A 23,834-nucleotide genomic window follows, 5' to 3' on the forward strand; every position below is an offset into this window, starting at 1 on the left:
CTCCTGCGGAACTCTTTCTTAAACCCTCCTGACTCCTCCTTTTTCTTTTTTGTTGCACTTCATTGACAATCTGCCCCGGCCCCTGCTGGCGCAGGGCCGTACAGGCGGCGCAGCCGCCCAGCCCCCTTTGGCAAAGGGGGTGGCGAGCGAAGCCAGGGCGGGGGATTGTCACTAGTAAAACTATCTCCTACCCAGGATTTTCTGTAGATGCAGTGCCCGCCAGACAATCCCCATCGCTTCGCAGAGCCCCTTTCAAAAGGGCCCAACTCCCGCTTCACAGGAATCGTTGGAGCGGCGCACCAGGGCTGTCGTGCCCTGCAAGATACTTTACAAACGAAAAAATTCTTCAAAAACGCTTGCTATTGTGCAGACAACAGCGTATAATAAGGAAGAAAGGGTGTGATGACAATGGCGAAGGACGCCAACGTCTTTGCGAGAGTGGACGCCTCCCTGAAGGAACAGGCGGAGAGCATTTTATCCCAGCTTGGTATGCCCATGTCTGGAGCAATCAATGTTTTTCTGAAGCAAATCGTACTTCGGCGCGGCCTTCCCTTTGAGGTAACACTGCCTGCTAAAACTGCGGGCGGCCTGACCAGCGACGTCTCAAAGCTGCTGAAAGACTCCTGATTCGAACACATATGATCCCGGTCTCCTGCTTCAAAAGCCTCATTAAAACAGCAGAGCCTTGATCTGTTCGCAATCAAGGCTCTCTATTTATACCCTCCGGCTTGTTCCAATTCTCTTCCCTGCGGAGCTGCGGCCGCTTATGAAAGGGTCCGCCGTTCCCGATAAGAGCGAACTGGGCACAGCAGTTCTTTTTGCCCTATTTTCGGAATTCGGTCAATCCTCAACCTCCCACAGCTGCACCAGGTCCAGAAACAGCTCTGCGAAACGGAGCCGTTTGGGCTGGGGAAGGTCCGAAATGGCCTTAATGCTGTCCAGCAGCAGCAGGGCGATTTGATACTTTTCCGGCTCCATGTCCCCCGACAGGAGGGCCAGGGGTTCCACGCCCAGCTTTTCCGCCAGATGCTCCACCATATGGATGGTTGGATTTCCGATCCCCTTGAGGTAGTCCTGGAGCGTGGAGGGAGAGATCCCCAACTCCGCCGCCCAGGTTTCGATTGACTTTCCGCTAAGCCGCCGTTTTGCACACAGAACATCGGCTATATTCTTCTGCATTCCCATATCCATCCTCTTTCAACAAAAAAATAAACAAAGGGTCCACGCACCCAACCGCCGGCACAAAGTCGAATTTTGTCTGTTTTTGCCGTCAATGGGTCGTGGTCTTTCATAATACATATCCGATAAGGAGGCCAATTTGTGACAAAATTTTGTCTTTTTCGATTTTTCTAATGGGAAACCGCCAGACGGGAACTATAGGATATAGGGCGCTAAAAGCCCTACATCTCCATTTATTATATTGATTACTGCATATAGAATGAATGAAACAATACTTTATATGTAGGTGATCAATTATGCTGGATTATCAGGAAATCGGAAAAAACATTAAGCTATATCGCATCCAACGAAACATGAAGCAGGCTGCGCTGGCGGAACGAATTGACGTATCCACCCAATATATTAGCCACATTGAATGCGGCAGCACATCCGTTGGACTGAAAACGCTTGTCAAGATTGCAGCGGCGCTTTCCGTGAGCGTGGATATGCTGCTGGGGACCAATTTGCCGATCCAGGCTGACAACAGCATCGCCCCTGAACTTACTTCCCTGCTCCAGGACGCGGCGCCGGAGGACCGCAACCTGTGTCTGGCGCTGTGCCGTGCAGTGATTGAAGAAAAACAGCGTGCGTACTTCATTTAATTGGGCTATCTGGCAATTCGCCGAATGGTATAATTTCGTTAACCCGACAAAGGAGAGTTGAGAATGGATTTGACAAAGGACATCCGTCAAAAAATTGAAGCTCTTTTTATGCAGCACTCTAAAGCCATGGTCCAGTTCGCATATCGCAAGCTTGAAGACAGTCATTTGGCTGAGGAAATGGTTCAAAAGACATTTGAAGAGGCCTGCAAGCACCCGGACAAGATTTCCGGTGACAAGGCCGTTGGATGGCTCTACGGCACACTGAAAAATATCATCAAGCGTGAAAAAGAGCGCGCCTATCACAAAATGGAGACGTCAGAATTTGACGATGAAAAGCTGGGCAGCGTGGAGATGGACGAGCTGATGGAGCTCCTTCTGCCCAAGGGCCTGACAAAGCGGGAGAGGGGTTTGATTTTGGCCCGCGTGGGGAAGGACCTGTCCTACAAAGAAATCTCGGAACTATTCGGCCTTTCCCAGGATGCCAGCCGTCAGGCCTATAATCGGGCGAAGAAACGGTGCCAGTATCTGTTCGGAAAAGACCCGGCCAAATAATTTTATTGGATCCTGTGTCACAAAACAGACGTCTCAGCGGATGTACATAATAGGAGGTAATGATATGATGAAAAGAACTAGCCCCGCTGGAATCCACGGGGCTAAGGCGGATACACTTGATCCGGACACCATGTCAAATACTGAGCTGCTGCAACAGATCGAAATCCTAATGGATGCTCCGGCTGAGACCATGGACACTGATTTGATTGAGCTGTATCTGTCGAAACTGCAAGAGCGGACGCCTGTCATGGAGGACTATGACGCGGACGCTCAGTGGAAGGAGTTGATGGACCGGCCCCTCCCGCCTGCGGAGGAGCATAAAACTGCAAAATCCCGGGCGGCACGTCCCCGGCCCCGCCGCGTACTCAAATGGGTATATACCGGTCTGGCCGCAGTGCTCGCTCTGGTCATAACAACCTCTGCTTTTGGAACAAATCCCATTCAGGCTATTTGGGAGTGGGCCAATGATGCCATCCAAGTTTATACAAATCCTTCCGGTGTGATGGAGCTGAGAGACCCTTCAAAGGAATATCAATCATTGGAGGAAGCGCTGGAAGACAATGGTATTGATCCTTCTTCCTGTCCTACCTGGGTTCCTCAAGATTATACACTATCCGAGGTTAGTTCTGATAACTTTGGAGATGTAACACGCTATTTAGCACTCTATGATTCTAGTCGAGGGGAATTATCGTTTCTGGTAATACAAGCAAAAGATATGATGTCCCTTGCTGATGAAAAGGAATCCGGTGGTTACATCTATCCTAACAATGGTATTGAATATTATATTGTTGCAAACACCGAAACCAATAAAGCAGGATGGCAATTTGGGGGTTGCTCCTATAGTATCAATGGCCACATTTCCGAGGATGAACTTATCACAATGATTGATTCTATTCATAAGGGGTAATATTGATATGAAAAGAAAGCTAATCCCTACCCTACTAGCACTTGTAATGCTATTAGGTTTGGTTAATACTACATATGCTGTAGATAATCAGGTAGTTCCTTATGCCAGTAGTTATCTGGAAAGCTATTATGTAACTTTATCTGCAAAAGGTAATGACAAAATGCTCATCTCTATGGGAGTGGAAGGCATTGGTGTTCAAGATAAAATCGGTGTTACACATATTGATATTGAAGAGAAAGCAAACGGAGGATGGAGTTATTTTGATACCTTATATTCCGTAGACCATGATGATTTTTTCGCCTATAATTCGCGGAATTATGGAGGAACCGCAACGTTTTATGGAACTCCCGGTCTGTCCTACCGTGTTACAGTACATGTATATGCTCGAAAAGGAACCGGTTCTGATACCGGAAGCATCGTCTCTTACACCGTCGAATGCAAATAATTAGTTTTCATTATCTCATTGCCTCCTCATCAAAAAAGCTGACAGCGTTTCAAGCTGTCAGCTTTTTTGATGTTTCGGGGGCTTTTTCAGTTATTCCTCGGGCAGGGGCACCGGGGCCTCGACCCGGTCCAGGTCGGTCTTGTTATAAGCCTGAACCAACTGCTCCAGCGCCGCCTCCTGGTCGCCCAGCATCTGATTGACCTTCTCCAGACAGGCGTCCGCCCGCTCCAGCTCACTGGCGGCGTGGGCGGCGGTGGCCTCCACCTGACTGCGCAGGGCCTCATACTCCCGCCCCAGACGCTGGAGCCACTGGTTCACCTGCCGCCGGGTCCGCTGGGCGTCGCTTGCCGCCTTCTCCTGCACCGCCTGAGCCCTGCGGTGGGCGTCCAACTCCACGCCGGCGGTCCGCTCCTTCAGCTGCACAAAGGCCTGGGCGTCGGGGGTCACCGCCTCCAGCCGGCCCCGCAGCGCCTCCCGCTCCTGCCGGGTCTGCTCCAGCTCCTGCCGGGTCCGCTCCAGCTGCTCCCGGTTGGCGTTCAGGTCAAAATTGGCCCGGTCCAGCTGGACGTTCAGGCTGTCCCGCTGCTGGCGGAGCCCCTCCAGCTCCCGCCGGGCCTCCTCCAGCTGGCTGCGCAGCTCCTCCCCCTCCTGCCGCAGGCCCTCCGCCTGCCGCTCCGCCCCCTCCAGCCGCTGGCTGAGCTGCTGCTGGGCCTGGGCGCTCTGCTTGGCCTGCTCCTCTAAAAACGAGAGTACGTCCTGCTTGTTGAATCCGCCCAGCGCGGCGGAACGAAACGGATGGTCCATGTTTTACACCTCTCTCATGCGGCCTCCGGGACCGCTGAACTTGTCGCTGCTTGAGGCATTTTAACATAGTTTGCCGCAAATTACAATCACTTCTCCGTCATTGCCGCAAAATCCTTATATTTCATTGACGGAAAGCCAGGTAAATGATATACTATTCTGGTTTTAGAACATAATTTTTCCAGGGGGGATTACCATGTGGCCGTCCGACCGATGGACCGACTATGAGCTGATCGACTGCGGCAGAGGGGAGAAGCTGGAGCGCTGGGGGGACCAGCTCCTGGTGCGCCCCGACCCCCAGGCCATCTGGAACACTCCCCGCTCCCATCCCGGCTGGAAGCACAGCGCGGGCCGCTATGTCCGCTCCTCCACCGGGGGCGGCCAGTGGCTCAACCGCTCCATGCCCCAGCGCTGGACGGTGTCCTACGGAAGCCTTACCTTTAATATTAAGCCCATGAACTTCAAGCACACCGGCCTCTTCCCCGAGCAGGCGGCCAACTGGGACTTCGCCATGGAGCAGATCAGGAACGCGGGCCGGCCGGTCAACGTGCTCAACCTCTTTGCCTACACCGGCGGGGCCACTGTGGCCTGCGCCGCCGCCGGGGCCAGCGTGTGCCACGTGGACGCCGCCAAGGGCATGGTCCAGTGGGCCAGGGAGAACGCCAAAAGCTCCGGTCTGGAGCAGGCCCCCATCCGCTGGATTGTGGACGACTGCGCCAAATTCGTAGAGCGGGAGATTCGCCGGGGCCGGAAATACGACGCCATTATCATGGACCCCCCCTCTTACGGCAGAGGCCCCACCGGCGAGGTGTGGAAGCTGGAGGAAAGCCTGTACCCCTTTGTGGAGCTGGTGTCCGGGGTCCTGTCCGACGACCCCCTGTTCCTCATTTTGAACTCCTACACCACCGGCCTGGCCCCCAGCGTGGTGACCTACATCCTGGAGACCCTGATTTCCAAAAAATTCGGTGGCCGCGCCGTCTCCGACGAGCTGGGGCTGCCGGTGACCCAGTCCGGCCTGGTCCTCCCCTGCGGCGCCGCCGGACGGTGGACCCGGAAGTGAGGTGGCCTGCACCATGATAAAGCAATTTGACGAATATTCCAGGCAGATTTCTCCGGAGGACTGGTATCTGGAATTTCCTCCCGCCCAAATCACCATACACAGCCTCAAAACCGGGCGGCAGGTCCAGGAACCCTCCCTGATTGCTGTGGTCCGCGCCCAGCCGGACAAGCTGGCCGCCGCGGGCAAAGAGGCGCTCCCATACAGGGACGACCCGGATTATGTGGTGTTCTCCCCCTTCCGTCAGGGGCAGATTGTCCAGTATCCCGCCGCCCAGGCGCTGCTGAAGGCACTGCTGAAACAAGCCGGCCACGGTACGGTCGCCATTCCCAAGCCCGTCATGTGCGTCCACATCCAGGAGCACACAACCCAGGTGGAGGAACAGGCCCTGGCTGAGGCGGCCATCCAGTGCGGGGCCCGGAAGGTGTTCTTCTACACCGACTCCCTGCCCGTTATGATAGACTGCGCCCAAAACCGGCCCGACCTGCGGCACGGGGTTCTCATTCACATTGAACCATGAGAAGGTGACACTGTGGAAACTATTATCAAAACCGAAGATTTACACTTCTCCTACCCCGCCGTGGAGGGGACCACGCCCGTGGTGCTGGACGGCGTGGACCTGGAGATCCAGGAGGGCAGCTTTGTGGCCGTCCTGGGGCACAACGGCTGCGGCAAATCCACACTGGCCAAGCACATGAACGCCATCCTCCTGCCCTCCGGGGGGACGGTCTGGGTTGACGGCATCAACACCGCTGACGAGGACCGGCTCCTGGACGTGCGCCGCACCGTGGGCATGGTGTTCCAGAACCCGGACAACCAGATTGTGGCCAACGTGGTAGAGGAGGACGTGGCCTTTGCCCCGGAAAACCTGGGGGTCCCCCCCGCCGAAATCAGGCAGCGGGTTGACGACGCCCTGAAAGCGGTGAATATGTATCAGTTCCGGGAGCACGCCCCCCACCTCCTCTCCGGCGGCCAGAAGCAGCGGGTCGCCATCGCCGGCGTCATCGCTATGCGGCCCCGGTGCATCGTGCTGGACGAGCCCACCGCTATGCTGGACCCCATTGGCCGCAAGGACGTGCTGCGCACCATCAAGACCCTGAACCGGGAGCGGGGGGTCACGGTGGTCCTCATCACCCACCACATGGACGAGGCCGCCCAGGCCGGACGGCTGATTGTCATGTCCAAGGGGCGGGTCGTGGCCGACGGCACGCCAAAGGAGGTCTTCTCCCAGGTGGAGGAGCTGCACCAGGTGGGCCTCACCGTCCCCCACACCACTCAGCTGCTGTGGGAGCTGCGCCAGGAGGGATTCGACGTCCCCCTGGACGCCCTCTCTGACGAGGAGTGCGCACAGGCGCTGTACAATCTTTTGCAGGCACGGGGCGCGTAACAACCGCCGCCCCTTCGGATTTGACCCCTCACGGGGCAGATACCAATCATAAAGGATGGGAACCGCCCATGGAACCAATTATCGAAACAAAAATGCTGACCCACATCTACTCCGCCGGGACCCCCTTCCAGCACACCGCCCTGGACCAGGTGGATTTCTGCGCCTACCCCGGGGAGTATTTGGGCATCATCGGCCACACCGGCTCCGGCAAATCGACCCTCATTCAGCACCTGAACGCTCTGCTCAAGCCCACCTCGGGCCAGGTGCTGTTTCAGGGCGCCGACATCTGGTCCGACCCCCAGACCACCAAAAAGACCCGCTTCCAGGTGGGGCTGGTGTTCCAGTACCCGGAGTACCAGCTCTTTGAGGAGACGGTGTACAAGGATATCTCCTTCGGCCCCAAAAATATGGGGCTGGACAGCAAAGAAATTGACCGCCGGGTCCGGGCGGCGGCCTACTTCGTGGGACTGCGGGACGATCAACTGGAAAAATCCCCCTTCGAGCTGTCCGGCGGCCAGAAGCGGCGGGTCGCCATTGCTGGCGTCATCGCTATGGAGCCCAAGGTGCTCATCCTGGACGAGCCCACCGCCGGCCTGGACCCGGAGGGGGTTGAATCCATCCTGGGCAACATCCGGGAGTACCACCGGGCCCACAACGCCACCATCATCCTGGTCTCCCACTCCATGGAGGAGGTGGCCCGCTCTGTGGACCGGCTGGTGGCGGTGAACGACGGGACCATTCCCTTTCAGGGGACCCCTCGTGAGGTGTTCCGCCACGGGGACGAGCTGGAGAACATGGGCCTGGGCGTGCCCCAGCTCACAAGAGTCTTCCACCGCCTGAGGGCCATGGGCGTGGAGATCGACCCGTCGGTCTACACCCTGGGGCAGGCCAAGGCGGCCATTTTGGCAAAGCTGGGAAAGGGGGCGGTGTAAATGGCACTGAAGGATATCACCCTGGGCCAGTACTTCCCCGGCAGCTCAGTGGTCCACCGGCTGGACCCCAGGACCAAGCTGATCTGCGTCGTCCTCTTCATCGTGGCCCTGTTCCTGGCCAGTGGGTTCTTCACCTACGCCATGATGTTCACCGTGCTGGAGGGGGCCATCGCCCTGTCCCGGGTCCCCCCAAAATCCATCCTCCGGGGACTGAAGCCGGTGCTGTTTATCGTGGTCTTCACCGCCCTGCTCAACATCTTCTATACCCCGGGAACCACGGTGCTGGCCCGGTTCTGGATCTTTACCATAACCCTGGAGGGCATCTGGCGGGCCTTCTTTATGGTCGTCCGGATCATGATGCTCATCTCCGGCACCTTCCTGCTGACCTATACCACCTCGCCCATTCTGCTCACCGACGGCCTGGAGTCCCTGATGAACCCGCTGAAAAAGGTGCGGGTCCCCGTCCATGAGCTGGCGATGATGATGTCTATTGCCCTGCGGTTCATCCCAACCCTCATCGAAGAGACCGACAAAATCATGTCCGCCCAGCGGGCGCGGGGGGCCGACTTCGAGAGCGGAAATTTGATCCAGCGGGCCAAGGCGCTGCTGCCCCTGCTGGTGCCCCTGTTTATCTCCGCCTTCCGAAGAGCCGACGAGCTGGCCACCGCTATGGAGTGCCGCTGTTACCACGGGGGCGAGGGCCGCACCAGACTGCGCCAGCTGCGCTATCAGTTCCCGGACTATGTGGCGTTGCTCCTGTTCCTGGCCGTCACCGTGGCCGCGGGCGTGTTAGGACACTTTGGGCTGTAAGGCAGTGAAAACCCCTTGACGCAAGCCCAGACCGAAGCGATAATAGAGGTCGTTGACACAGGATATGTACAGCCCAAAGCGGCTTTCGAATTTGCTGTACTGCTCAAAGCCAACAATTTCGGCAATTTCATGGGCAGTCTCGTAAAATTCCTGCCTCAACTTGAGATATTCCGGATCTTGGCTGCAAAACGCTTCGATTCGTTCGACTAATTCTGGATTATCCAAAAAAAGCATATTGACAGATTCGAGCATGAGGTCAGCTCCTTTCGCATTTATAATGTTAATTATATCACATTTATATTGAAAGTCAAGGGCAATGGGGGTACTATGGAAAATTTTTCTGGACGGCTTAAATTACTGCGAAATGAAAATCGGTATACACAGAACCAAATGGCCGAAATTTTAGGGTTAAAACCACGCGGTTATCAGGCATATGAATATGGAACCGCCTACCCCACTGTCCCTGGGCTCATTCAAATTGCCAAATTTTTTGACGTCAGCACCGATTACCTCCTGGGCTTGACCGATCAACGGGAAGTGAACCGCTAAGCGAACAATGCCCTGCGCAGCAGGGCCCATCTCTCGTCCCGCCCGCAGGCGGCCTGGCCCCTTTGAAAAGGGGCTCCGGCGAAGCCGGTGGGGATTGACCTGCTTGCACTGCTGCAACCAAAAATCTGGAGTGGAAGGTAGTTTTCCTAGGTACAATCCCCCGCCCTCGCTTCGCTCGGGCACCCCCTTTCAAAAGGGGCTCCGGCGAAGCCGGTGGGGATTGATTTGCTGGCACTGCTGCAACCAAAAATCTGGGGTGGAAGGTAGTTTTCCTAGGTACAATCCCCCGCCCTCGCTTCGCTCAGGGGCCCCCTTTGCCAAAGGGGGCAAGCGGCTGCGCCGCTTGTTTGGCCCTGCTTCGCAGGGCTCGTCCCCCGCTCCTCTGTTTTCCGACCGTGTCCGGCACTGCTTTGATGAAGGATGTTACGATGGAACGAAACGTAGCCTTAAAACTGATGTACAACGGCACGGCCTACCACGGTTGGCAGGTGCAGAAGAACGCGGTCTCGGTGGCGGAGACGCTGGAAAAAGCGCTGGCGGCCACGGTGGGGCATCCGGTAAAATGCACCGGCGCGGGCCGCACCGACGCGGGGGTCCACGCCGAGGTCTACGCCGCCAACTTCCGCACCACCTCCCGCATTCCTCTGGACAAGCTGCCCCTGGCGGTGAACACCCGTCTGCCCAACGACATTGTGGTGGTCAAGGCGACCCAGGTGCCCGACAGCTTCAACGCCATTGGCTCCTGCCGGAAAAAGGAGTACACCTATAAAATTTACAACTCCCGTCTGGGCAATCCCTTCTACGTGGACCGGGCCTGGTTCTACCCCAAGCACCTGGACGAGAAGATCATGGCCCGGGCGGCGGCCCAATTCGTAGGGACCCACGACTTTCGGGCGGTGCGCTCTGTGGGGACCGAAACCAAAACAACTGTACGTACAGTCTACTATTTCACCGCGGAGCGCCAGGGAGACCTGATTTCCTGCCAGGTGTGCGCCAACGGCTTTCTGTACAACATGGTACGGGCCATGGTGGGCACCGTTGTCTACGCCGCCGAGGGCAAGCTGTCCCCGGAGGATATCCCCGCCATCCTGGAGTCGGGCAACCGCACTCTGGCGGGTCCCACCGTACCTCCGGGCGGACTGTACATGACAAAATTATGGTATGAAGAGGACATTTTATAAGTAAAGTATGGATGAGAAAGCAAAGGCCCCCAAGCGGGTGAAAAAACCGAACATCGTGGTCCGCCTGCTGGCCCTGTGTACAACGGGAGCGCTGGTACTGGGCGCGCTGATGGTGGTAGTCTACCGGGACCAGCTGAATCTGGACGCCATCAGGCGGCGCATCTCCTACCGCAATATGCAGACCAGCGACACCGGCGAGGCCGCCCCCTTTACCCATGCCGGGGGGAGCAAGCTGGACCTGGCCTATCTGGAGGACGGCGTTGTCACTGCCTCCGCCGCCGGCGCCCATTACTACGGCCTGGACGGCGAGCACCTGGCGGAGCGGGTCCTCACCCTGGAAAATCCGGTGCTGGAGGCCTCCCGCACCACCGGTGTGGTCTACGACGCGGGGGGACAGTCCCTGTTCGCCTTCCGCAACAGCCAGGAGTATTTCTCCCTGACCCTCAGCGGCAGCGCCGACCTGCTGTCCGCCCGGCCCAATGACAGCGGCTGGCTGGCGGTCACCGCCCAGCAGAGCGGCTTCAAGGGGGCGGTTACCGTCTACAACAACCGGGGCAGCGAGGTCATCCAAATCAGCCTGTCCAGCACCTTCGCCATAGACGCCGCCATCTCCCCCGACTGCCGGACAGCAGCGGTGATTACCATCGGCCAGGAAAACGGCACGTTTTTCAGCCGGCTCCTTCTCTACCCCATCAACCAGACCGAGCCCTCCGCCCAAATTGACCTGGGCAGCATCGCCGTACTGGACTTGGACTACGAGGACGACCTGATTTGGGTCCTGGGAGAGGACCGCCTTCTCATGGTCGATCCCCACGACAGCAGCATTCAGAGCTATACCTTCTCTCCCAGCTACCTGAAGGGCTGCTCTCTGGGCGGAGACGGCTTTGCCCTGCTGCTGACCGGGCGGTACCGCTCCGGTGGCGCCACTCAGGCCATTGTGGTCCACGGCGGGGAGCAGTCAGCCCGGACTGTGGACCTCACCGGGCAAATCCTGGACTGCGCCGCCGCTGGGAGCTACTGTGCTCTGCTGTCGGGCAGTCATCTCACCATCTATGACCAGGAACTGACCCTGTACTCCCTCCTGAACGACGCCCAGGCCGCCCGCCAGCTGGACCTGGCCCCCAACGGCTCCGCCCTCCTGGCCAACGACCAGCAGACCTGGCTGTACATTCCCAAATAAGATTGGAGGTTTTTCCGATGGATCCCATAACCCTTGACCTGATCGCCGCCGCCCTGCTCCTCTTCTTCCTGTGGCGGGGCTACAGGAAGGGCTTTGTGCTCACCCTGTGCGGCTTTCTGGCTGTCTTTGTGGCCCTCATCGGCGCGTCCATCCTGTCCAACGCCCTGGCTGAACCGGTGGCCAAAGCGGTAGAGCCGGCCATTGAGCAGCGTATTCAGGACGTGCTGACCGAGGCCATCCGAAATACGGAGTTTACCGCTGTGGGCGGCGGTGTGGCCCAGACGCCGGAGGAGCTGTCCCTGGCTGCGGTAATCCAGCAGCTGAAGGAATCCAGGCTGTACCACAGCTTTGCCGATGCCTTCCAGACTGCGGTGGACTCCGGCATGGCAGAGATGACCTCCAACGCCGCCCAGACCCTGGCCCACTTCGTGGCGGTGCAGATCGCCCGGACGGTGATCTTCGCCCTCGCCTTTTTCGCGGTGCTCATCGCCTGGTTCTTTCTCAGCCGCGCCCTGGACCTGGTGACCAGGCTCCCGGTACTCAACAGCGTCAACCGCTGGGGCGGCGGGGCCATCGGCCTGTGCAAGGGGGCGCTGATCGTGATGATTGCCGCCTGGCTGCTCCAGGACAGCTACCTCCCAAGGGCGGCTGTGGAGGAAACTTTTCTGTTAAAATTCCTCTGTTCTGTAACACCTCTGTCATTCTTCCTCTGATTCCCGGATTTCCCGGACAAAAGTTCATAACCAGTTCATAATTTAGGTGTACTATCTCCCCAAACATGAACTTTTCCCGACTCCCCCTCCCCCTCCGGGCAGGAGATGGAGTCCCTCGAAAGGAGCGAATTCACTATGCAGCCTACCATGTGCAGCCGCTGCGGAAAAAACGTGGCGGTGATCTTCATTACCAAGCTGGAGGGCAGCGCCTCGAAAAATGAGGGGCTGTGCCTCAAATGCGCCCGCGAGATGGGCATTAAACCCATCGACGACATGATGAAGCGGATGGGCATCAGCGATGAGGATCTGGACAACCTGACCTCCGAGATGATGTCCGCTTTCGGAGGCGCGGAGGGAATTGAGGGCATGATGTCCCCCGCCAAGGAGGAGGACGACGAGGAGGACGACGGCCGCACCGCCACCTTCCCCTTCCTCAACCAGCTTTTTGGCGGCGGCAGCTCCTCCCCCGCGCCTGCCCCCAGCGGTGAGGGTCCCGCTCCCAGCAGCCGGGAGAAAAATAGCGGCGCCAAGCCTGCCAAGCGGAAATTTCTGGACAGCTACTGCATCTCCCTCACCCAGCGCGCCCAGGACGGCAAGCTGGACCAGCTCATTGGCCGGGAACGGGAGCTGGAACGGGTGATTCAGATCCTCAACCGCCGGCAGAAGAACAATCCCTGTCTCATCGGCGAGCCCGGCGTGGGCAAAACCGCCATTGCCGAGGGCCTGGCCCAGCGCATCGCCGCCAAGGATGTGCCCTACAAGCTGCTGGACAAGGAGGTCTATCTGCTGGACCTTACCGCTCTGGTGGCGGGAACCCAGTTCCGGGGCCAGTTCGAGAGCCGCATGAAGGGCCTGATCGAGGAGATCCGGAAGCTGGGCAACATTATCCTGGTCATTGACGAGGTCCACACTATTGTGGGCGCCGGCGACGCCGAGGGCTCTATGAACGCCGCCAACATTCTCAAGCCCGCCCTCAGCCGGGGAGAAATCCAGGTCATCGGAGCCACGACCCTCAACGAGTACCGCAAGCACATCGAGAAGGACACCGCTCTGGAGCGCCGCTTCCAGCCCGTCATCGTGGAGGAGCCCTCCATCGAGGAGAGCGTGAGGGTCATTGAGGGCATTGTCCCCTACTACGAGAAGTTCCACCAGGTGACCGTCTCCCCCGCCATGTGCCGCCTGGCCGTCACCATGAGCGAGCGGTATATCACCGACCGCTACCTGCCCGACAAGGCCATCGACCTGATCGACGAGGCCTGCTCCAATGTAAACCTCCACAACAAGGCCCTGGCCCGCCTCAATGCGGTGGACAAGGAGCTGGCTGATCTGGCCAAGGAGAAAGAGGTCATGATGGCCGCCGCCACCGAGGACTCCTATAAGCGGCTGGCCGACATTAAGAGCCTGGAGCTGCGTCTGGAGGAGGAGAAGCAGGGGCTGGAAGCCCAGGCCCACCCCGCCCTGGCCCAGGAGCATCTGGCCAACGTCATTGAACTGTGGACCAACATCCCCGCCAGCCGCATCCAGGAACAGGAGTTTCAGCGTCTGGCCCGGCTGGAGGAGCGGCTGAAGGAACATGTCATCGGCCAGGACGAGGCGGTAAAGGCGGTCTCCGTTGCCATCCGCCGGGGCCGCGTGGGCATCTCTCCCAAGCGCAAGCCGGTATCCTTCATCTTCGTGGGCTCCACCGGCGTGGGCAAGACCGAGCTGGTGAAGCAGCTGGCCGCCGACCTCTTCGATACCCCAGAGTCCCTCATCCGTCTGGATATGTCCGAGTTTATGGAGAAGCACGCTGTGTCCCGCATTATCGGCTCTCCTCCAGGCTATGTGGGCTATGACGAGGCGGGGCAGCTCACCGAGAAGATCCGGAGGAAGCCCTACTCGGTGGTCCTCTTCGACGAGATTGAGAAGGCTCACCCCGACGTGCTGAACATCCTCCTCCAGGTACTGGACGACGGACGCATTACCGACGCCCACGGTCGGACTGTCAACTTTGAGAACACGGTCATCGTGATGACCACCAACGCAGGGAGCAGCACCAAGGTAGGCTCCGTGGGCTTTGGGCGCACCGCCAACGAACAGGGCAAGGACCGGGCTATGAAGGCGCTGAACGACTTCCTTCGTCCCGAGTTCATCAACCGGATTGACGAGATCGTCTACTTTAACCAGCTGTCCGAGGAGAACTTTAAGGATATTGCCGTGCTCATGCTCAAGGAGCTGGTGGGGACTCTGGGTGAGAAGGACATCCACTTCACCTGGGACGAGACTCTGCTGGACTATCTGGTAAAGAAGTCCTACTCCGCCACCTACGGCGCCCGGAATCTGCGCCGCCTGATCCAGAAGGAGCTGGAGGACACCATTGCCGCCCGGCTGATCGAGGGCTGGCAGGAGCCCGTCTCTCAGCTCAAGGCGGTCTCCGACGGGGAAACGCTGGAGCTGCTGGCGATGTAAAAACAAAAACACCGGCACATGGAACAAACCCCATGTGCCGGTGTTTTTTGCGTTGGGACAATTTTCAGTCAGGCGTACCCGTCAATTTCTCTGCATAAAGGCGTAGAGCATCATAATGGCGTCCCCTCGGGTCGCGGTCTGTCCGGGGGCAAAGGTGTCGCCCGCCACCACATTCATAGCCTGGGCCAGGGCGGCATAACCCAACAGCTGGACCGGGATGGACTCCTCATCGGAAAAGCTGGTGCGGTAGATCCCCTGGAGCCGGGCGGCAGGTCCGTAGCCCCCCGCGTTCAGCAGGACCTTTACCACATCCATCCTCGTCTGCCGCTGGCCGTCGTTCCGCTCCTCCCGGCGGAGCGCCCCTATGCTGTAGGCAATCCGATAGATCTGGTCTGCGTTGTCCTCCAGGTTTTCCAGGTCGGTCAGGGTCCCCTGGGTGCTGGCCAGCAGGGACATCAGGTCCAGCTGCGTCAGCTCCTGCTCGGGCCGGAGCTGGCCCCCTGCGTAACCAATGCCGTACTCCGCCAGAGCCTGGGCGGCCTCTCTCACCAGGGAGCCCTCCAGGTCACTGTACTCCACAGGACTGCGGCTTACACTCTGCCAGCGCACCGGCTGGCCGGTCTTGGCGTCGATCCCCGTCACTCTCTCCTCTGCCGCCGTGAGCTGCCACCCCAATTTCAGGCAGTTCAGAGCGCTGTAGCCCATCTCTGCCAGCGGCATATGCTCCGGGTCGGAGAGGTCCAGCTTCTGGGGGACCGCAATATAGCCCCCGGTAACCCGGAAGGTCTGGAAATAGGCGCCGACCGCCTCCTCCATGGAGATGATCCCCTCGGGGCTGTCAAACTGCATATCCTCCGACCAGGTCTGGGAATAGGAGGCGATGGACCCGTCGATGGTGTCCACACCCACACTGAACTGGTCCTGGGGGAAGAAGTATCCCCCCTCCTGCCGGGCATACCGGAAGCTCCAGGTCCCATAGCGGCCGTTCTCCCGGACATAGGCGGGGTCGCCGGTGTAGGCTGCACACAGGGCAAACCGCGTTCTCTGCTGGGCCTGCAGGAAAGCCTCCGCCGTCCTCCGTGCGGTCTCCTCGCTCACCTTCTGCTCATTCTCCTGGCTCCAGGGCCGGTAGCTGTACACCCCCAGCAGCTCCCCGGTCTTGGCGTCCACCGTCACCATCCGGCGGCAGGTCTCCTCCTCAACCCGCTTGGCGTAGGACAGGCGGGCGGAAATCACTGGGGCGTCCTTCACCAGTTCCTCCTCCCGATAGGAGACAGTGGCCAGCGTATAGCTGCTCAGCCCCAGCTGGGAGATGGCTCTCGCCTTTTGGTCCAGGACCTCCTTGCTCAGCGTCCCCTTCAGCTTGTCCGTCCCCAGCTGCTCCGCCTGGGTCAGGCCGCCAGCGTTGTTGGCGGCGGCTGTTGGCGCAGACTCCGCCCTGTCCTCAGCAAAATCAGAACCGCCGCTCTTCCCCAGCTCCTCATACAGCTCAGTCAGGTTCACCAGCCTGCCGGAGGCGTCATCCACATAGAAGCTGTCGATTCCGTTGGGCAGATAGCGCAGCACCGCTTTCTCCGCTTCCTCGTCCAGAACGTACTCCAGCCGCAGAGACAAAGTATCCCGCAGCAGGGGCTCCACGGCGCTCTGCTCCATGCGGAAGCCGGCGGCGGGCAGGGAGCCGATGTAATCCGTCTCCAGCGCGTCCCGCCGGAACTGTACAACGGCGTAATCCGAGGTGCGCACCGACAGGGTGTAGCTCAAGGGAGAGGGACAGCCGTTGAGCAGCACAGTTCCCTGGAAGTAGCAGCGGGTCTGCCGGAGAGAGGAGGTGGTATCTCCGTCAGCGTCCAGGTCCACCGTCTCCCTGGAGTCCAGGACCCGGCTCAAAAATGCGGACGCCGCCGCCTTGACCCGGGCGGGATCGCCCTTGGGCAGAGAGAGGGGTTCGCCGCTCCGGTCCTCGTCCTCGCTGTAGAAGTAGTAGCTTAAAATCTTGCCGGACTCGCTGGCCGTGATTTCCAGGGAACCGCCCACTCCGCTCCAGCTCAGCCGCCAGGTGGGGGCCAGCTCCCCCTCGGTCAGCTGACCATGAAAGTCCTTGTACTGCTCCGTATCCAGGTTCAATGTGTCCTTCACCTTCCTGGTCACGGCGGCCAGACGGTCCGCACTGTCGCTTCTCTCCACCGTCATCCCGGGGACAGCCATAGAAAACAGAAGCGCCGGGGCCAGCATCAGGGACAGGATGCGTTTTTTCATCGTACTCTCTCCTTTCCTTTCTTAAACACGCAGGGCGTCAAATCCTGCCTCACTGATATCAGACGTTTTTCAGCGCCCGAAGTTCCATCTTTTTCATATTTTTTAATTGGCTTTGTTCCAGCTGGAAATGGCTTCCCCAAAGGGGGCAGTCCCCTCTAAACAAAGACAGACTGCCAGGGCCAGCAATCTGTCTGTTCTGTGTATATGGCCTTCACCTTAACAGCATGACGTTATCCACCACACGGATATCGCAGTTTTCCTCCGCCGTGGTAATCTCCTCCGCCGCTCTGCCAATATGGACGTCCAGGGAGGGGTACAATTTTTCACACTGTATCCTCCCCGCACTTTTTTGGCCCAGAATTTGATTCATGGTGTGCAGCTCCGCGGTCAGTGTCTCCCGCCGCTGGGTGTAAAGCTCCCGCTGTTCCACAAGCTTGTCCAGAACGGCCTTCTCCCCCGGAGAAATCCGGGTCCCCTTTTTTCGCAGGTCGGTGATTGAGTTCCAAAGCAGCTCAAGGGTGGACTGCACCTGCGCCAATTCCGCCTTGCTGCGCTCCCAGGACTCCAGGACATGGGGGGGATAGCCGACAGAAAATCGGTTGTGGCCCCCTGCCAGATTGCCGATCCGCTGACATAGGACGCTGCCCCCCGCCTGGATATGGCTGTCTGCAATCATGCCCCGTCCATTGGTCGCATAGACTGTGTCGCCGCAGCGGATGACGCTGTTGGAAATCGTCTCGGCAAAGACGCTGGTCCCGGCACTGATTTCCGCCCACTCCACCACCGGGGACTGCACCTGGCGGTTTGCACTTACAAGGGTACCGCCTTTCCTTCCATAAATGCCCTGCTGGACTAAAATCGTTCCCTCTCTGGAGGTAATGCGGGCCTGTCCCACCTTTCCGGCAACTACAACATCGCCGGACACCTCTACCTCAACGCCCCCGTCCACATTCCCGCCGATATAAAGGTTGCCTGAAATCCGAAGCACACCCTGAAACTGGTCCAGGTTGCCGTCAATAATTTTCTGCTCATGGACACAGAACCGGTCGTTCTCAATGTACAGGATCCCGTCCACACCGGCGGCGAGGGCCTGGCCATCCTTGCTGATGATGGTGTTCTTTCCCTGAGGGATATCGGCGCCGACTGACTGGGAGGCGGGAAGAATCTGTCCTGTGACATCCATGCCGTCCGTCCCCGCTTTGGGGAGCTGGATCTGACAGATCACCGTCCCCTTGCGGATGGGCTGGAGCTGGATATCCTTCCCTAAATTCACCGGGTCCCCGTCCTGCACCTCCAGACACAGGTTCCCGTGCCGCTGGAACAGCTCTGTCACACTGCCGTCCTGTCCCGCTTGGGGCAGGCTCCCCTGGGCGACCAGAAAGATGCGGAGATACCCCTGCTCAAATTCCCGCTGGAGCTCCTCCTGCAAAATGCCGTAGCAAATGCCCTCGTAACGGATATCCTCCAAAAACTCCTCCAGCGTGAGCCCATCTCCGTTGTTCTCCGGCGGAAGCAGACAGGCGTAGGCGCTCATCCGGTCCTCGGACAGGAAAAACTGCGCCTCGGCCTTCATGGGCTCCCGGCCCCCCTCCAACGCCTTTTTATATCTGACTCTGGACACTTCCTTTAAAATCCCTAGAAAATCATCCATTGATTTGCTGTCGTCTGGATACTGAGCCTTCGCCTCTTTACTGGTGGCGTCCAGCTCGGAAAATACCTTTTTGCAGGAAGTGGGGCGGGGCGCTTTCTTTTCCTGCTCATTTGAGTCTCTTGAGATAAACCGGTCGAAAATCGACATCTCCACCCCTGCCTTTTCGTAAGCTGCGGCTTTATCACAGCCGCTTCCTGACATCCAGACTCTCGTATCATATCATTCATACGGGAGATTATCAAGGGTTAAAAGCATAATATTACTAATATTTTAATGAATTTTCCTATAGATTGACCTGGGGGCAGAAGCTGCAAACAACTTGGACAAGGAGAAAAACGGTCTGGAGCTTATCTCCCGCCGTCCTGCCTGTGCGGCACTCCCAGCGGGTTACCGCCGGGGCGTCCTCCGCCGCCGGTATTCCAGCGGACTGATCCCCTCAACGCGGCGGAAGCACTGGGAAAAGTAGCTGGGGGAGGAGAAACCCAGCATTTGGGAGATGAGAGACAGGGTGTGGTCCGTCTCCCGCAGCAGAAAGCGGCTCTCCTCAACCCGCCGGGAGATGAGGTAGCTGATCGGCGAAGTGCCGAATTCCTGGCGGAAGGCGTGGGCCAGATAATATTTGTTCACATGAGCCAGCTGCGCCAGCTGATCCAGCTTCAAATCCTCCTTAAAATGGTTGTCGATATACCGCCGCACCAGGGCACATTCCCGGCTGGAGCGGGACCCGTCCGGCTGGTCGGACAGGGACAGGCTGTCCTGCCGCTCCAGACGGACCAGCACCACCTCCAGCAGGTGGAGACACACCTCCTCATAGCCGGACTGCTTCTCCCTGGCCTCCTGAAACATAAGCTCCAGACAATTCAGCAGCTCCCGCCAGCCGCTGTGGAGATGGAGCATGGTATAGCCGTCCGCGCCTCCCAGAGCCTCCAGCCCCTCCACCCCCAGCACGATGTACTTCAAAGGGCTGTCCATCTGGCTCAGCTCGGTGTGGAGCACATTGGCGTTGACGATGATCAGGTCGTGGATCGCCACAGGAAACTCCTCATACTGGGTGCGAAAGCGTCCGTGGCCATCGGTGATGAAAAACAGCTCGGCACAGCCGTGAGCGTGGAGATTGGAGTTCCACTCCTGGGAATATTGCGCCTTGGTGATATAGCTCAGCCGCAGGTCCCTGCGGCTGGACGGCTCATGAGCCGTCTGGGAAAAACTAAACTGACAGCTGCTCAAACAGACTCCTCTCCCCTCAGCGCAATTTTGCAAAACTGACAGAATCCCGCTCTTTTTTCTATTATAGACTTATTCTGAAATTTGTGCAACATTTAACTGTTTACACCATTCCCTTTTGTTCTCTTTTCAGTTAGTTCAGCCTCTGCCCCTTGCTTTACCGGAATAAACTATGGATATTTACCAAAGCTAAGAAAGGATGTTGAAGAAAAATGTGCAAAACGCGAAGAGAGCAATATTTCTAAAGACAAGCGCAAGAATCAGGCTGTTTTCCCAGCGAAGACACATATATACTTAGAGTCACAAGGCCGGTGTTTCGGCCAAACGTACTGTTCCAATTTTTTGAGGAGGTTAGAAACGATGAAAAAGATGCTCAGCTTGCTCCTTGCATCCGCCATGTCCCTGTCTCTGCTGGCGGGCTGCGGCGGCGCACCGGCGCCCGCTCAGTCCAACAATCCCCCCGCCGGCGGCTCCAGCACCAGCCAAGGCGGCTCCGGCACAACTGACCCCACAACCCCCGCCGGCCCCATCAAGGTAGCCGCCCTGTCCTCCGGCTATGAGACCACCTATCCCGGTATGTGGCAGGAGGTCTGCGATGCTTTCACCGCCGAGACCGGCGTTGAGGTCCAGCTCATCCTGGAGAAGAACCTGGAGGACGTGATTGGCCCCTCCATGCAGGGCGGCGACTACCCTGATGCGATCCTGTGCGCTACCGGCCGCGAGAAGGGCCTGACCGAGCAGTTTATCAAGGACAAGCTCATTGCCGACATCACCGACGTGCTGTCCATGACCGTCCCCGGCGAAAGCGCCACCGTCAGCAGCAAACTGGTCCCCGGCTTTGTGGGCACCAACATCACCAATCCCTACAACGACGGAAAGACCTACCTGGCCCCCATGTTCTACTCCCCCTGTGGCCTGTTCTACAACGCCGGCCTCTTCGCCGAGAAGGGCTGGACCGTCCCCACCACCTGGGACGGGATGTGGGAGCTGGGCGACAAGGCTGCCGCTGAGGGCATTGCCCTGTTTACCTACCCCACCACCGGCTACTTCGACACCTTCTTCCCCACCCTGCTCTACTCTGTGGGCGGGCCCGACTTCTTCAACAAGGCCATGAACTACGCCGAGGGCGTGTGGGATACCGACGAAGCCAAACAGTGCTTCGACGTGATGAGCAAGCTGGCCAGCTACACCGCCAAGGTGACCCCCGCTCAGGCCAACGACTCCGACTTCACCCAGAACCAGCAGCTGATCCTGGACAACAAGGCCCTGTTCATGCCCAATGGCACCTGGATCGTGGGCGAGATGGCCGATGCCCCCCGGGCCGACGGCTTCCAGTGGGGTATGTGCGCCCTGCCTGGCGGCGGCAGCGGCACCAGTGCCAGCTACTGCTGGCTGGAGCAGATCTGGATTCCCTCCGGCGCGGCCAACATCGACGCCGGCAAGCAGTTCGTGGCCTTTATGTACAGCGACAAGGCCGCTGAGATCTTCGCCAAGGGCGGCGCCGCCCAGCCCATCACCGGCATCACCGACGGTATGGAGGGCGACAACAAGATCTTCTACTCCATCTATGACAACGGCGCCTCCGCCGTTATGGGCGGCTTCGCCGCCTACGCCTCCGTTGCCGGCCTGGGCAGCGTGCGCGAGGTCTTCTTTGACCCCTTCAACAGCCTTGTGAGCGGCTCCCTGACCACGGACCAGTGGGTGGAGAACATCAATACCGCCAGCGACCAGATGCGCGCCAATCTGCTGAGCGAGTGATTTTTCCCCGTCTAAAACCATTCAATCGTCCGTAATGCAGGCGGCGGTGAGCGAAAACCGCTCACCGCTGCCGTTTTATTTCCAGCGAGAAAGGAGAGATTCCATGCGCAGCAAAGGCCGCAGCCGGTTCATCGCTCTGTGTGTGGCTCCGGCAGCCATCCTGTTCTTCGTTTTTATGGTTATGCCCACCTTTAACGTGTTTCGTATGTCCCTCTTTGAGCGGGGCGCCTACTCCCCCACCGAGACCTTCGTGGGGATAAACAACTTCAAAGTCCTGCTCAAGGATACCAAGTTTATCACCTCCATGCAGAACACCATTCTGCTCATCGTCACCGTGACCATCATCACCTTCTTCTTCGCCATCGTCTTCGCCGCCATCCTCACCCGGGAGAAGATCAAGGGACAGAACTTCTTCCGGATCATCTTCTACATCCCCAACATCCTGTCCATCGTGGTCATCGCTGGTATCTTCTCCGCCGTCTACAAGCCGGACACCACCGGTATGCTGAACAATATCTTTACCTTCTTCGCCGGACGGGATATTGCGGTCCTCTGGAAGACCCAGCCCATGGTCATTGTCAGCGTCATCATCGCCATGGTGTGGCAGGCCATCGGTTACTACATGGTGATGTATATGGCCTCTATGTCCGCCGTCCCCGCCAGCCTCTATGAGAGCGCCGGGCTGGACGGCGCAGGGCGGCTGACCCAGTTCTTCCAGATCACCCTGCCCCTGATCTGGACCAACATTCGCACCACATTGACCTTCTTCATCATCTCCACCATCAATATGGCCTTCCTGTTTGTAAAATCCATGGTGGCCCCCGGTATGGCCGACGTGGGCCTGAGCTTTATGTACGCCCAGAAGGACGCCGGCCTTTACGGCTACTCTATGGCCGCCGGCGTGATTATCTTCCTGTTCTCCTTCCTGCTGTCCGCCCTGGTCAACAAGGTAACGGAGCGGGAAGTGCTGGAAATGTAAGGAGGGGCAGAGAATGACAAAAAAGATTTCCTCCGGCGACCGGCTGTACAAGGCCTTTATCTATGTGGTACTGGCCACCCTGGCCATCGTCATTATTGTCCCGGTGGCCTGGGTCTTCCTGGCCTCCATCAAGCAGAACAGCGAGTTTTATGGCAATCCCTGGGCTATGCCCGCCGGGTTCTACTGGCAGAACTTCTATGAGGCCTGGACGGCGGCCAGCATGGGCAGCTATATGCTCAACTCGGTGATCGTCACCGCCCTGGCCCTGGCTCTGCTGCTGGTGGTGGCCCTGCCGGCTGCCTACTGCCTGTCCCGGTTCCGCTTCCGGGGAGGCCGGTTCCTGAACACCGCCTTTATGGCCGGGCTGTTCATTAACGTGAACTACATCGTAGTGCCCATCTTCCTGATGATGCGGGACTGGGACAGCTGGATCAACTACTTCTTCGGCAAGACCATCTTCCTCAACAACCTGTTTATGCTGGCCCTGGTCTACGCCGCCACTGCTCTTCCCTTCACCGTCTACCTGCTGTCGGGCTACTTCGCAACCCTCCCCCATGACTTTGAGGAGGCCGCCTACATCGACGGCGCGGGCTACGGTCAGGCTATGATCCGGGTGATTTTTCCCATGGCTCAGCCCTCCATTATCACCATCATCCTGTTCAATTTCCTGTCCTTCTGGAACGAGTACATCATCTCCATGACCCTGATGAGCAGCGCCGCCGGACAGAAGACCCTCCCTGTGGGCCTGCTCAATCTGATGCAGGCTTCCCAGTCCAAGGCGGAGTTCGGCCGGATGTACGCCGGTCTGGTGCTGGTGATGCTGCCAACTCTGATCCTCTATATGTGCGTGCAGAAAAAGCTGACTCAGGGCATGACCGTGGGCGGACTGAAAGGCTAAGCTGTGCCGCTTCGATTGCTGGAATATTGCGGAAGCACTCCGCCGAACCATCGACTTTAACGGAGAGGATGTGTTATAATGAAATTCTGGAAAGAACATACCAGCCTGCGGGTCTCGCTGATTGCCCTGTTTTTTTTCGTAGGGCTGGGGCTGGTGATCTACGGCTGGACCCTGACCGGTCAGCTGTCCGGCCTGGGGCTGATGATCCTGGGCGTGATCCTGCTGCTGGCCGCCCTGATGATCTACAACAAACCCTTTGAGACGGAAAAGCGCAAGCTGTAAAGGG

At 58.4% G+C, this 23,834-nt stretch carries 24 protein-coding genes and 1 pseudogene; 19 read left to right on the forward strand and 6 right to left on the reverse strand.

The features are described 5' to 3' along the window. Nucleotides 1–408 precede the first annotated feature (408 nt). Nucleotides 409–570: pseudogene (locus D1646_RS07275) on the forward strand (type II toxin-antitoxin system RelB/DinJ family antitoxin); the annotation flags it as partial. 270 nt (nucleotides 571–840) lie between these two features. Here the strand turns inward: D1646_RS07275 and D1646_RS07280 are convergent. Continuing rightward, nucleotides 841–1,179, reverse strand: a complete 339-nt coding sequence (locus tag D1646_RS07280; RefSeq protein ID WP_160635835.1) for a helix-turn-helix transcriptional regulator — start codon at nucleotides 1,177–1,179, stop codon at nucleotides 841–843. A gap of 296 nt (nucleotides 1,180–1,475) precedes the next feature. Between D1646_RS07280 and D1646_RS07285 the strand changes: the two genes are divergently transcribed. The 4 genes from D1646_RS07285 (at nucleotide 1,476) to D1646_RS07300 (ending at nucleotide 3,724) form a co-directional block, all read left to right on the forward strand. Next, the gene (locus D1646_RS07285) at nucleotides 1,476–1,820 is read left to right on the forward strand and encodes a helix-turn-helix transcriptional regulator (protein ID WP_160635836.1); all 345 of its coding nucleotides are present in this window, start codon (nucleotides 1,476–1,478) and stop codon (nucleotides 1,818–1,820) included. Nucleotides 1,821–1,883: 63 nt separating this feature from the next. Further along, nucleotides 1,884–2,372, forward strand: a complete 489-nt coding sequence (locus tag D1646_RS07290; protein ID WP_160635837.1) for a sigma-70 family RNA polymerase sigma factor — start codon at nucleotides 1,884–1,886, stop codon at nucleotides 2,370–2,372. Nucleotides 2,373–2,436: 64 nt separating this feature from the next. Then, nucleotides 2,437–3,279 carry a DUF4367 domain-containing protein gene (locus tag D1646_RS07295; protein WP_160635838.1) on the forward strand — a complete coding sequence of 281 codons (843 nt, stop codon included), beginning with the start codon at nucleotides 2,437–2,439 and terminating at the stop codon, nucleotides 3,277–3,279. A gap of 7 nt (nucleotides 3,280–3,286) precedes the next feature. Further along, on the forward strand, nucleotides 3,287–3,724 hold the full coding sequence (locus D1646_RS07300) for a hypothetical protein (RefSeq protein ID WP_160635839.1): 438 nt from the start codon (nucleotides 3,287–3,289) through the stop codon (nucleotides 3,722–3,724). Nucleotides 3,725–3,814: 90 nt separating this feature from the next. Here D1646_RS07300 and D1646_RS07305 read toward each other — a convergent pair whose 3' ends face one another. Next, nucleotides 3,815–4,528, reverse strand: coding sequence for a hypothetical protein (locus D1646_RS07305; RefSeq protein WP_160635840.1), 714 nt, complete (start codon nucleotides 4,526–4,528; stop codon nucleotides 3,815–3,817). Nucleotides 4,529–4,721: 193 nt separating this feature from the next. On the opposite strand from D1646_RS07305, the gene D1646_RS07310 reads away from it, so the two are divergent. From D1646_RS07310 to D1646_RS07330, 5 genes are all read left to right on the forward strand, one after another. Next, nucleotides 4,722–5,585 carry a class I SAM-dependent methyltransferase gene (locus D1646_RS07310; protein ID WP_160635841.1) on the forward strand — a complete coding sequence of 288 codons (864 nt, stop codon included), beginning with the start codon at nucleotides 4,722–4,724 and terminating at the stop codon, nucleotides 5,583–5,585. A 13-nt stretch (nucleotides 5,586–5,598) separates the two neighbouring features. Then, complete coding sequence (locus D1646_RS07315) at nucleotides 5,599–6,102, forward strand: rod shape-determining protein (protein WP_160635842.1); 504 nt, start codon at nucleotides 5,599–5,601, stop codon at nucleotides 6,100–6,102. Between the two features lie 12 nt (nucleotides 6,103–6,114). After that, nucleotides 6,115–6,969, forward strand: a complete 855-nt coding sequence (locus tag D1646_RS07320) for an energy-coupling factor transporter ATPase (RefSeq protein ID WP_160635843.1) — start codon at nucleotides 6,115–6,117, stop codon at nucleotides 6,967–6,969. Between the two features lie 68 nt (nucleotides 6,970–7,037). Beyond that, a complete protein-coding gene (locus D1646_RS07325; protein WP_160635844.1) occupies nucleotides 7,038–7,901 on the forward strand; it encodes an energy-coupling factor transporter ATPase in 864 nt (287 codons plus the stop codon). Further along, the gene (locus D1646_RS07330) at nucleotides 7,902–8,711 is read left to right on the forward strand and encodes an energy-coupling factor transporter transmembrane component T (RefSeq protein ID WP_160635845.1); all 810 of its coding nucleotides are present in this window, start codon (nucleotides 7,902–7,904) and stop codon (nucleotides 8,709–8,711) included. Here D1646_RS07330 and D1646_RS07335 read toward each other — a convergent pair. Continuing rightward, nucleotides 8,691–8,963, reverse strand: a complete 273-nt coding sequence (locus D1646_RS07335; RefSeq protein WP_160635846.1) for a hypothetical protein — start codon at nucleotides 8,961–8,963, stop codon at nucleotides 8,691–8,693. The two genes, D1646_RS07330 and D1646_RS07335, sit on opposite strands and share 21 nt — an antisense overlap. Nucleotides 8,964–9,038: 75 nt before the next feature. Here D1646_RS07335 and D1646_RS07340 point away from each other — a divergent pair, with 75 nt between their 5' ends. From D1646_RS07340 to D1646_RS07360, 5 genes are all read left to right on the forward strand, one after another. After that, entirely contained in the window at nucleotides 9,039–9,260 is a 222-nt protein-coding gene (locus tag D1646_RS07340; RefSeq protein WP_160635847.1) for a helix-turn-helix transcriptional regulator, read from the forward strand. 428 nt (nucleotides 9,261–9,688) lie between these two features. Further along, a complete protein-coding gene (gene truA / locus D1646_RS07345; RefSeq protein WP_160635848.1) occupies nucleotides 9,689–10,441 on the forward strand; it encodes a tRNA pseudouridine(38-40) synthase TruA in 753 nt (250 codons plus the stop codon). A 7-nt stretch (nucleotides 10,442–10,448) separates the two neighbouring features. After that, a complete protein-coding gene (locus D1646_RS07350) occupies nucleotides 10,449–11,621 on the forward strand; it encodes a DUF5711 family protein (protein WP_160635849.1) in 1,173 nt (390 codons plus the stop codon). A gap of 17 nt (nucleotides 11,622–11,638) precedes the next feature. After that, nucleotides 11,639–12,334, forward strand: a complete 696-nt coding sequence (locus tag D1646_RS07355; protein WP_160635850.1) for a CvpA family protein — start codon at nucleotides 11,639–11,641, stop codon at nucleotides 12,332–12,334. Between the two features lie 135 nt (nucleotides 12,335–12,469). After that, nucleotides 12,470–14,782, forward strand: a complete 2,313-nt coding sequence (locus tag D1646_RS07360) for an ATP-dependent Clp protease ATP-binding subunit (protein WP_160635851.1) — start codon at nucleotides 12,470–12,472, stop codon at nucleotides 14,780–14,782. An 81-nt stretch (nucleotides 14,783–14,863) separates the two neighbouring features. Here D1646_RS07360 and D1646_RS07365 read toward each other — a convergent pair whose 3' ends face one another. From D1646_RS07365 to D1646_RS07375, 3 genes are all read right to left on the reverse strand, one after another. Continuing rightward, on the reverse strand, nucleotides 14,864–17,038 hold the full coding sequence (locus tag D1646_RS07365; RefSeq protein ID WP_160635852.1) for a YcdB/YcdC domain-containing protein: 2,175 nt from the start codon (nucleotides 17,036–17,038) through the stop codon (nucleotides 14,864–14,866). A gap of 211 nt (nucleotides 17,039–17,249) precedes the next feature. Further along, on the reverse strand, nucleotides 17,250–18,890 hold the full coding sequence (locus D1646_RS07370; protein ID WP_160635853.1) for a FapA family protein: 1,641 nt from the start codon (nucleotides 18,888–18,890) through the stop codon (nucleotides 17,250–17,252). Between the two features lie 186 nt (nucleotides 18,891–19,076). Beyond that, nucleotides 19,077–19,916 (reverse strand): AraC family transcriptional regulator, encoded by an 840-nt coding sequence (locus D1646_RS07375; protein ID WP_160635854.1) that lies wholly within the window; start codon nucleotides 19,914–19,916, stop codon nucleotides 19,077–19,079. Nucleotides 19,917–20,273: 357 nt separating this feature from the next. Between D1646_RS07375 and D1646_RS07380 the strand changes: the two genes are divergently transcribed. From D1646_RS07380 to D1646_RS07395, 4 genes are all read left to right on the forward strand, one after another. Next, on the forward strand, nucleotides 20,274–21,671 hold the full coding sequence (locus D1646_RS07380; RefSeq protein ID WP_160635855.1) for a carbohydrate ABC transporter substrate-binding protein: 1,398 nt from the start codon (nucleotides 20,274–20,276) through the stop codon (nucleotides 21,669–21,671). 103 nt (nucleotides 21,672–21,774) lie between these two features. Further along, nucleotides 21,775–22,650, forward strand: coding sequence for a sugar ABC transporter permease (locus D1646_RS07385; protein WP_160635856.1), 876 nt, complete (start codon nucleotides 21,775–21,777; stop codon nucleotides 22,648–22,650). Between the two features lie 13 nt (nucleotides 22,651–22,663). Continuing rightward, complete coding sequence (locus tag D1646_RS07390) at nucleotides 22,664–23,548, forward strand: carbohydrate ABC transporter permease (protein ID WP_160635857.1); 885 nt, start codon at nucleotides 22,664–22,666, stop codon at nucleotides 23,546–23,548. 78 nt (nucleotides 23,549–23,626) lie between these two features. Further along, the gene (locus D1646_RS07395) at nucleotides 23,627–23,830 is read left to right on the forward strand and encodes a hypothetical protein (protein WP_160635858.1); all 204 of its coding nucleotides are present in this window, start codon (nucleotides 23,627–23,629) and stop codon (nucleotides 23,828–23,830) included. The last annotated feature ends 4 nt before the right edge of the window (nucleotides 23,831–23,834 follow it).

The sequence above is a fragment of the Pseudoflavonifractor sp. 60 genome (genome assembly GCF_009911645.1).
GTDB lineage: Bacteria > Bacillota > Clostridia > Oscillospirales > Oscillospiraceae > Lawsonibacter.

Excerpts from the sequence above, each read along its gene's own strand:
- D1646_RS07325 (WP_160635844.1), top strand. The coding sequence starts at position 7,038 with ATGGAACCAATTATCGAAACAAAAATGCTGACCCACATCTACTCCGCC.
- D1646_RS07350 (WP_160635849.1), top strand. The coding sequence starts at position 10,449 with ATGGATGAGAAAGCAAAGGCCCCCAAGCGGGTGAAAAAACCGAACATC.
- D1646_RS07335 (WP_160635846.1), bottom strand. The coding sequence starts at position 8,963 with ATGCTCGAATCTGTCAATATGCTTTTTTTGGATAATCCAGAATTAGTC.
- D1646_RS07390 (WP_160635857.1), top strand. The coding sequence starts at position 22,664 with ATGACAAAAAAGATTTCCTCCGGCGACCGGCTGTACAAGGCCTTTATC.
- D1646_RS07305 (WP_160635840.1), bottom strand. The coding sequence starts at position 4,528 with ATGGACCATCCGTTTCGTTCCGCCGCGCTGGGCGGATTCAACAAGCAG.
- D1646_RS07365 (WP_160635852.1), bottom strand. The coding sequence starts at position 17,038 with ATGAAAAAACGCATCCTGTCCCTGATGCTGGCCCCGGCGCTTCTGTTT.
- truA (WP_160635848.1), top strand. The coding sequence starts at position 9,689 with ATGGAACGAAACGTAGCCTTAAAACTGATGTACAACGGCACGGCCTAC.
- D1646_RS07295 (WP_160635838.1), top strand. The coding sequence starts at position 2,437 with ATGATGAAAAGAACTAGCCCCGCTGGAATCCACGGGGCTAAGGCGGAT.
- D1646_RS07340 (WP_160635847.1), top strand. The coding sequence starts at position 9,039 with ATGGAAAATTTTTCTGGACGGCTTAAATTACTGCGAAATGAAAATCGG.
- D1646_RS07360 (WP_160635851.1), top strand. The coding sequence starts at position 12,470 with ATGCAGCCTACCATGTGCAGCCGCTGCGGAAAAAACGTGGCGGTGATC.
- D1646_RS07380 (WP_160635855.1), top strand. The coding sequence starts at position 20,274 with ATGAAAAAGATGCTCAGCTTGCTCCTTGCATCCGCCATGTCCCTGTCT.
- D1646_RS07330 (WP_160635845.1), top strand. The coding sequence starts at position 7,902 with ATGGCACTGAAGGATATCACCCTGGGCCAGTACTTCCCCGGCAGCTCA.
- D1646_RS07300 (WP_160635839.1), top strand. The coding sequence starts at position 3,287 with ATGAAAAGAAAGCTAATCCCTACCCTACTAGCACTTGTAATGCTATTA.
- D1646_RS07310 (WP_160635841.1), top strand. The coding sequence starts at position 4,722 with ATGTGGCCGTCCGACCGATGGACCGACTATGAGCTGATCGACTGCGGC.
- D1646_RS07280 (WP_160635835.1), bottom strand. The coding sequence starts at position 1,179 with ATGCAGAAGAATATAGCCGATGTTCTGTGTGCAAAACGGCGGCTTAGC.
- D1646_RS07315 (WP_160635842.1), top strand. The coding sequence starts at position 5,599 with ATGATAAAGCAATTTGACGAATATTCCAGGCAGATTTCTCCGGAGGAC.
- D1646_RS07370 (WP_160635853.1), bottom strand. The coding sequence starts at position 18,890 with ATGTCAGGAAGCGGCTGTGATAAAGCCGCAGCTTACGAAAAGGCAGGG.
- D1646_RS07395 (WP_160635858.1), top strand. The coding sequence starts at position 23,627 with ATGAAATTCTGGAAAGAACATACCAGCCTGCGGGTCTCGCTGATTGCC.
- D1646_RS07285 (WP_160635836.1), top strand. The coding sequence starts at position 1,476 with ATGCTGGATTATCAGGAAATCGGAAAAAACATTAAGCTATATCGCATC.
- D1646_RS07290 (WP_160635837.1), top strand. The coding sequence starts at position 1,884 with ATGGATTTGACAAAGGACATCCGTCAAAAAATTGAAGCTCTTTTTATG.
- D1646_RS07385 (WP_160635856.1), top strand. The coding sequence starts at position 21,775 with ATGCGCAGCAAAGGCCGCAGCCGGTTCATCGCTCTGTGTGTGGCTCCG.
- D1646_RS07355 (WP_160635850.1), top strand. The coding sequence starts at position 11,639 with ATGGATCCCATAACCCTTGACCTGATCGCCGCCGCCCTGCTCCTCTTC.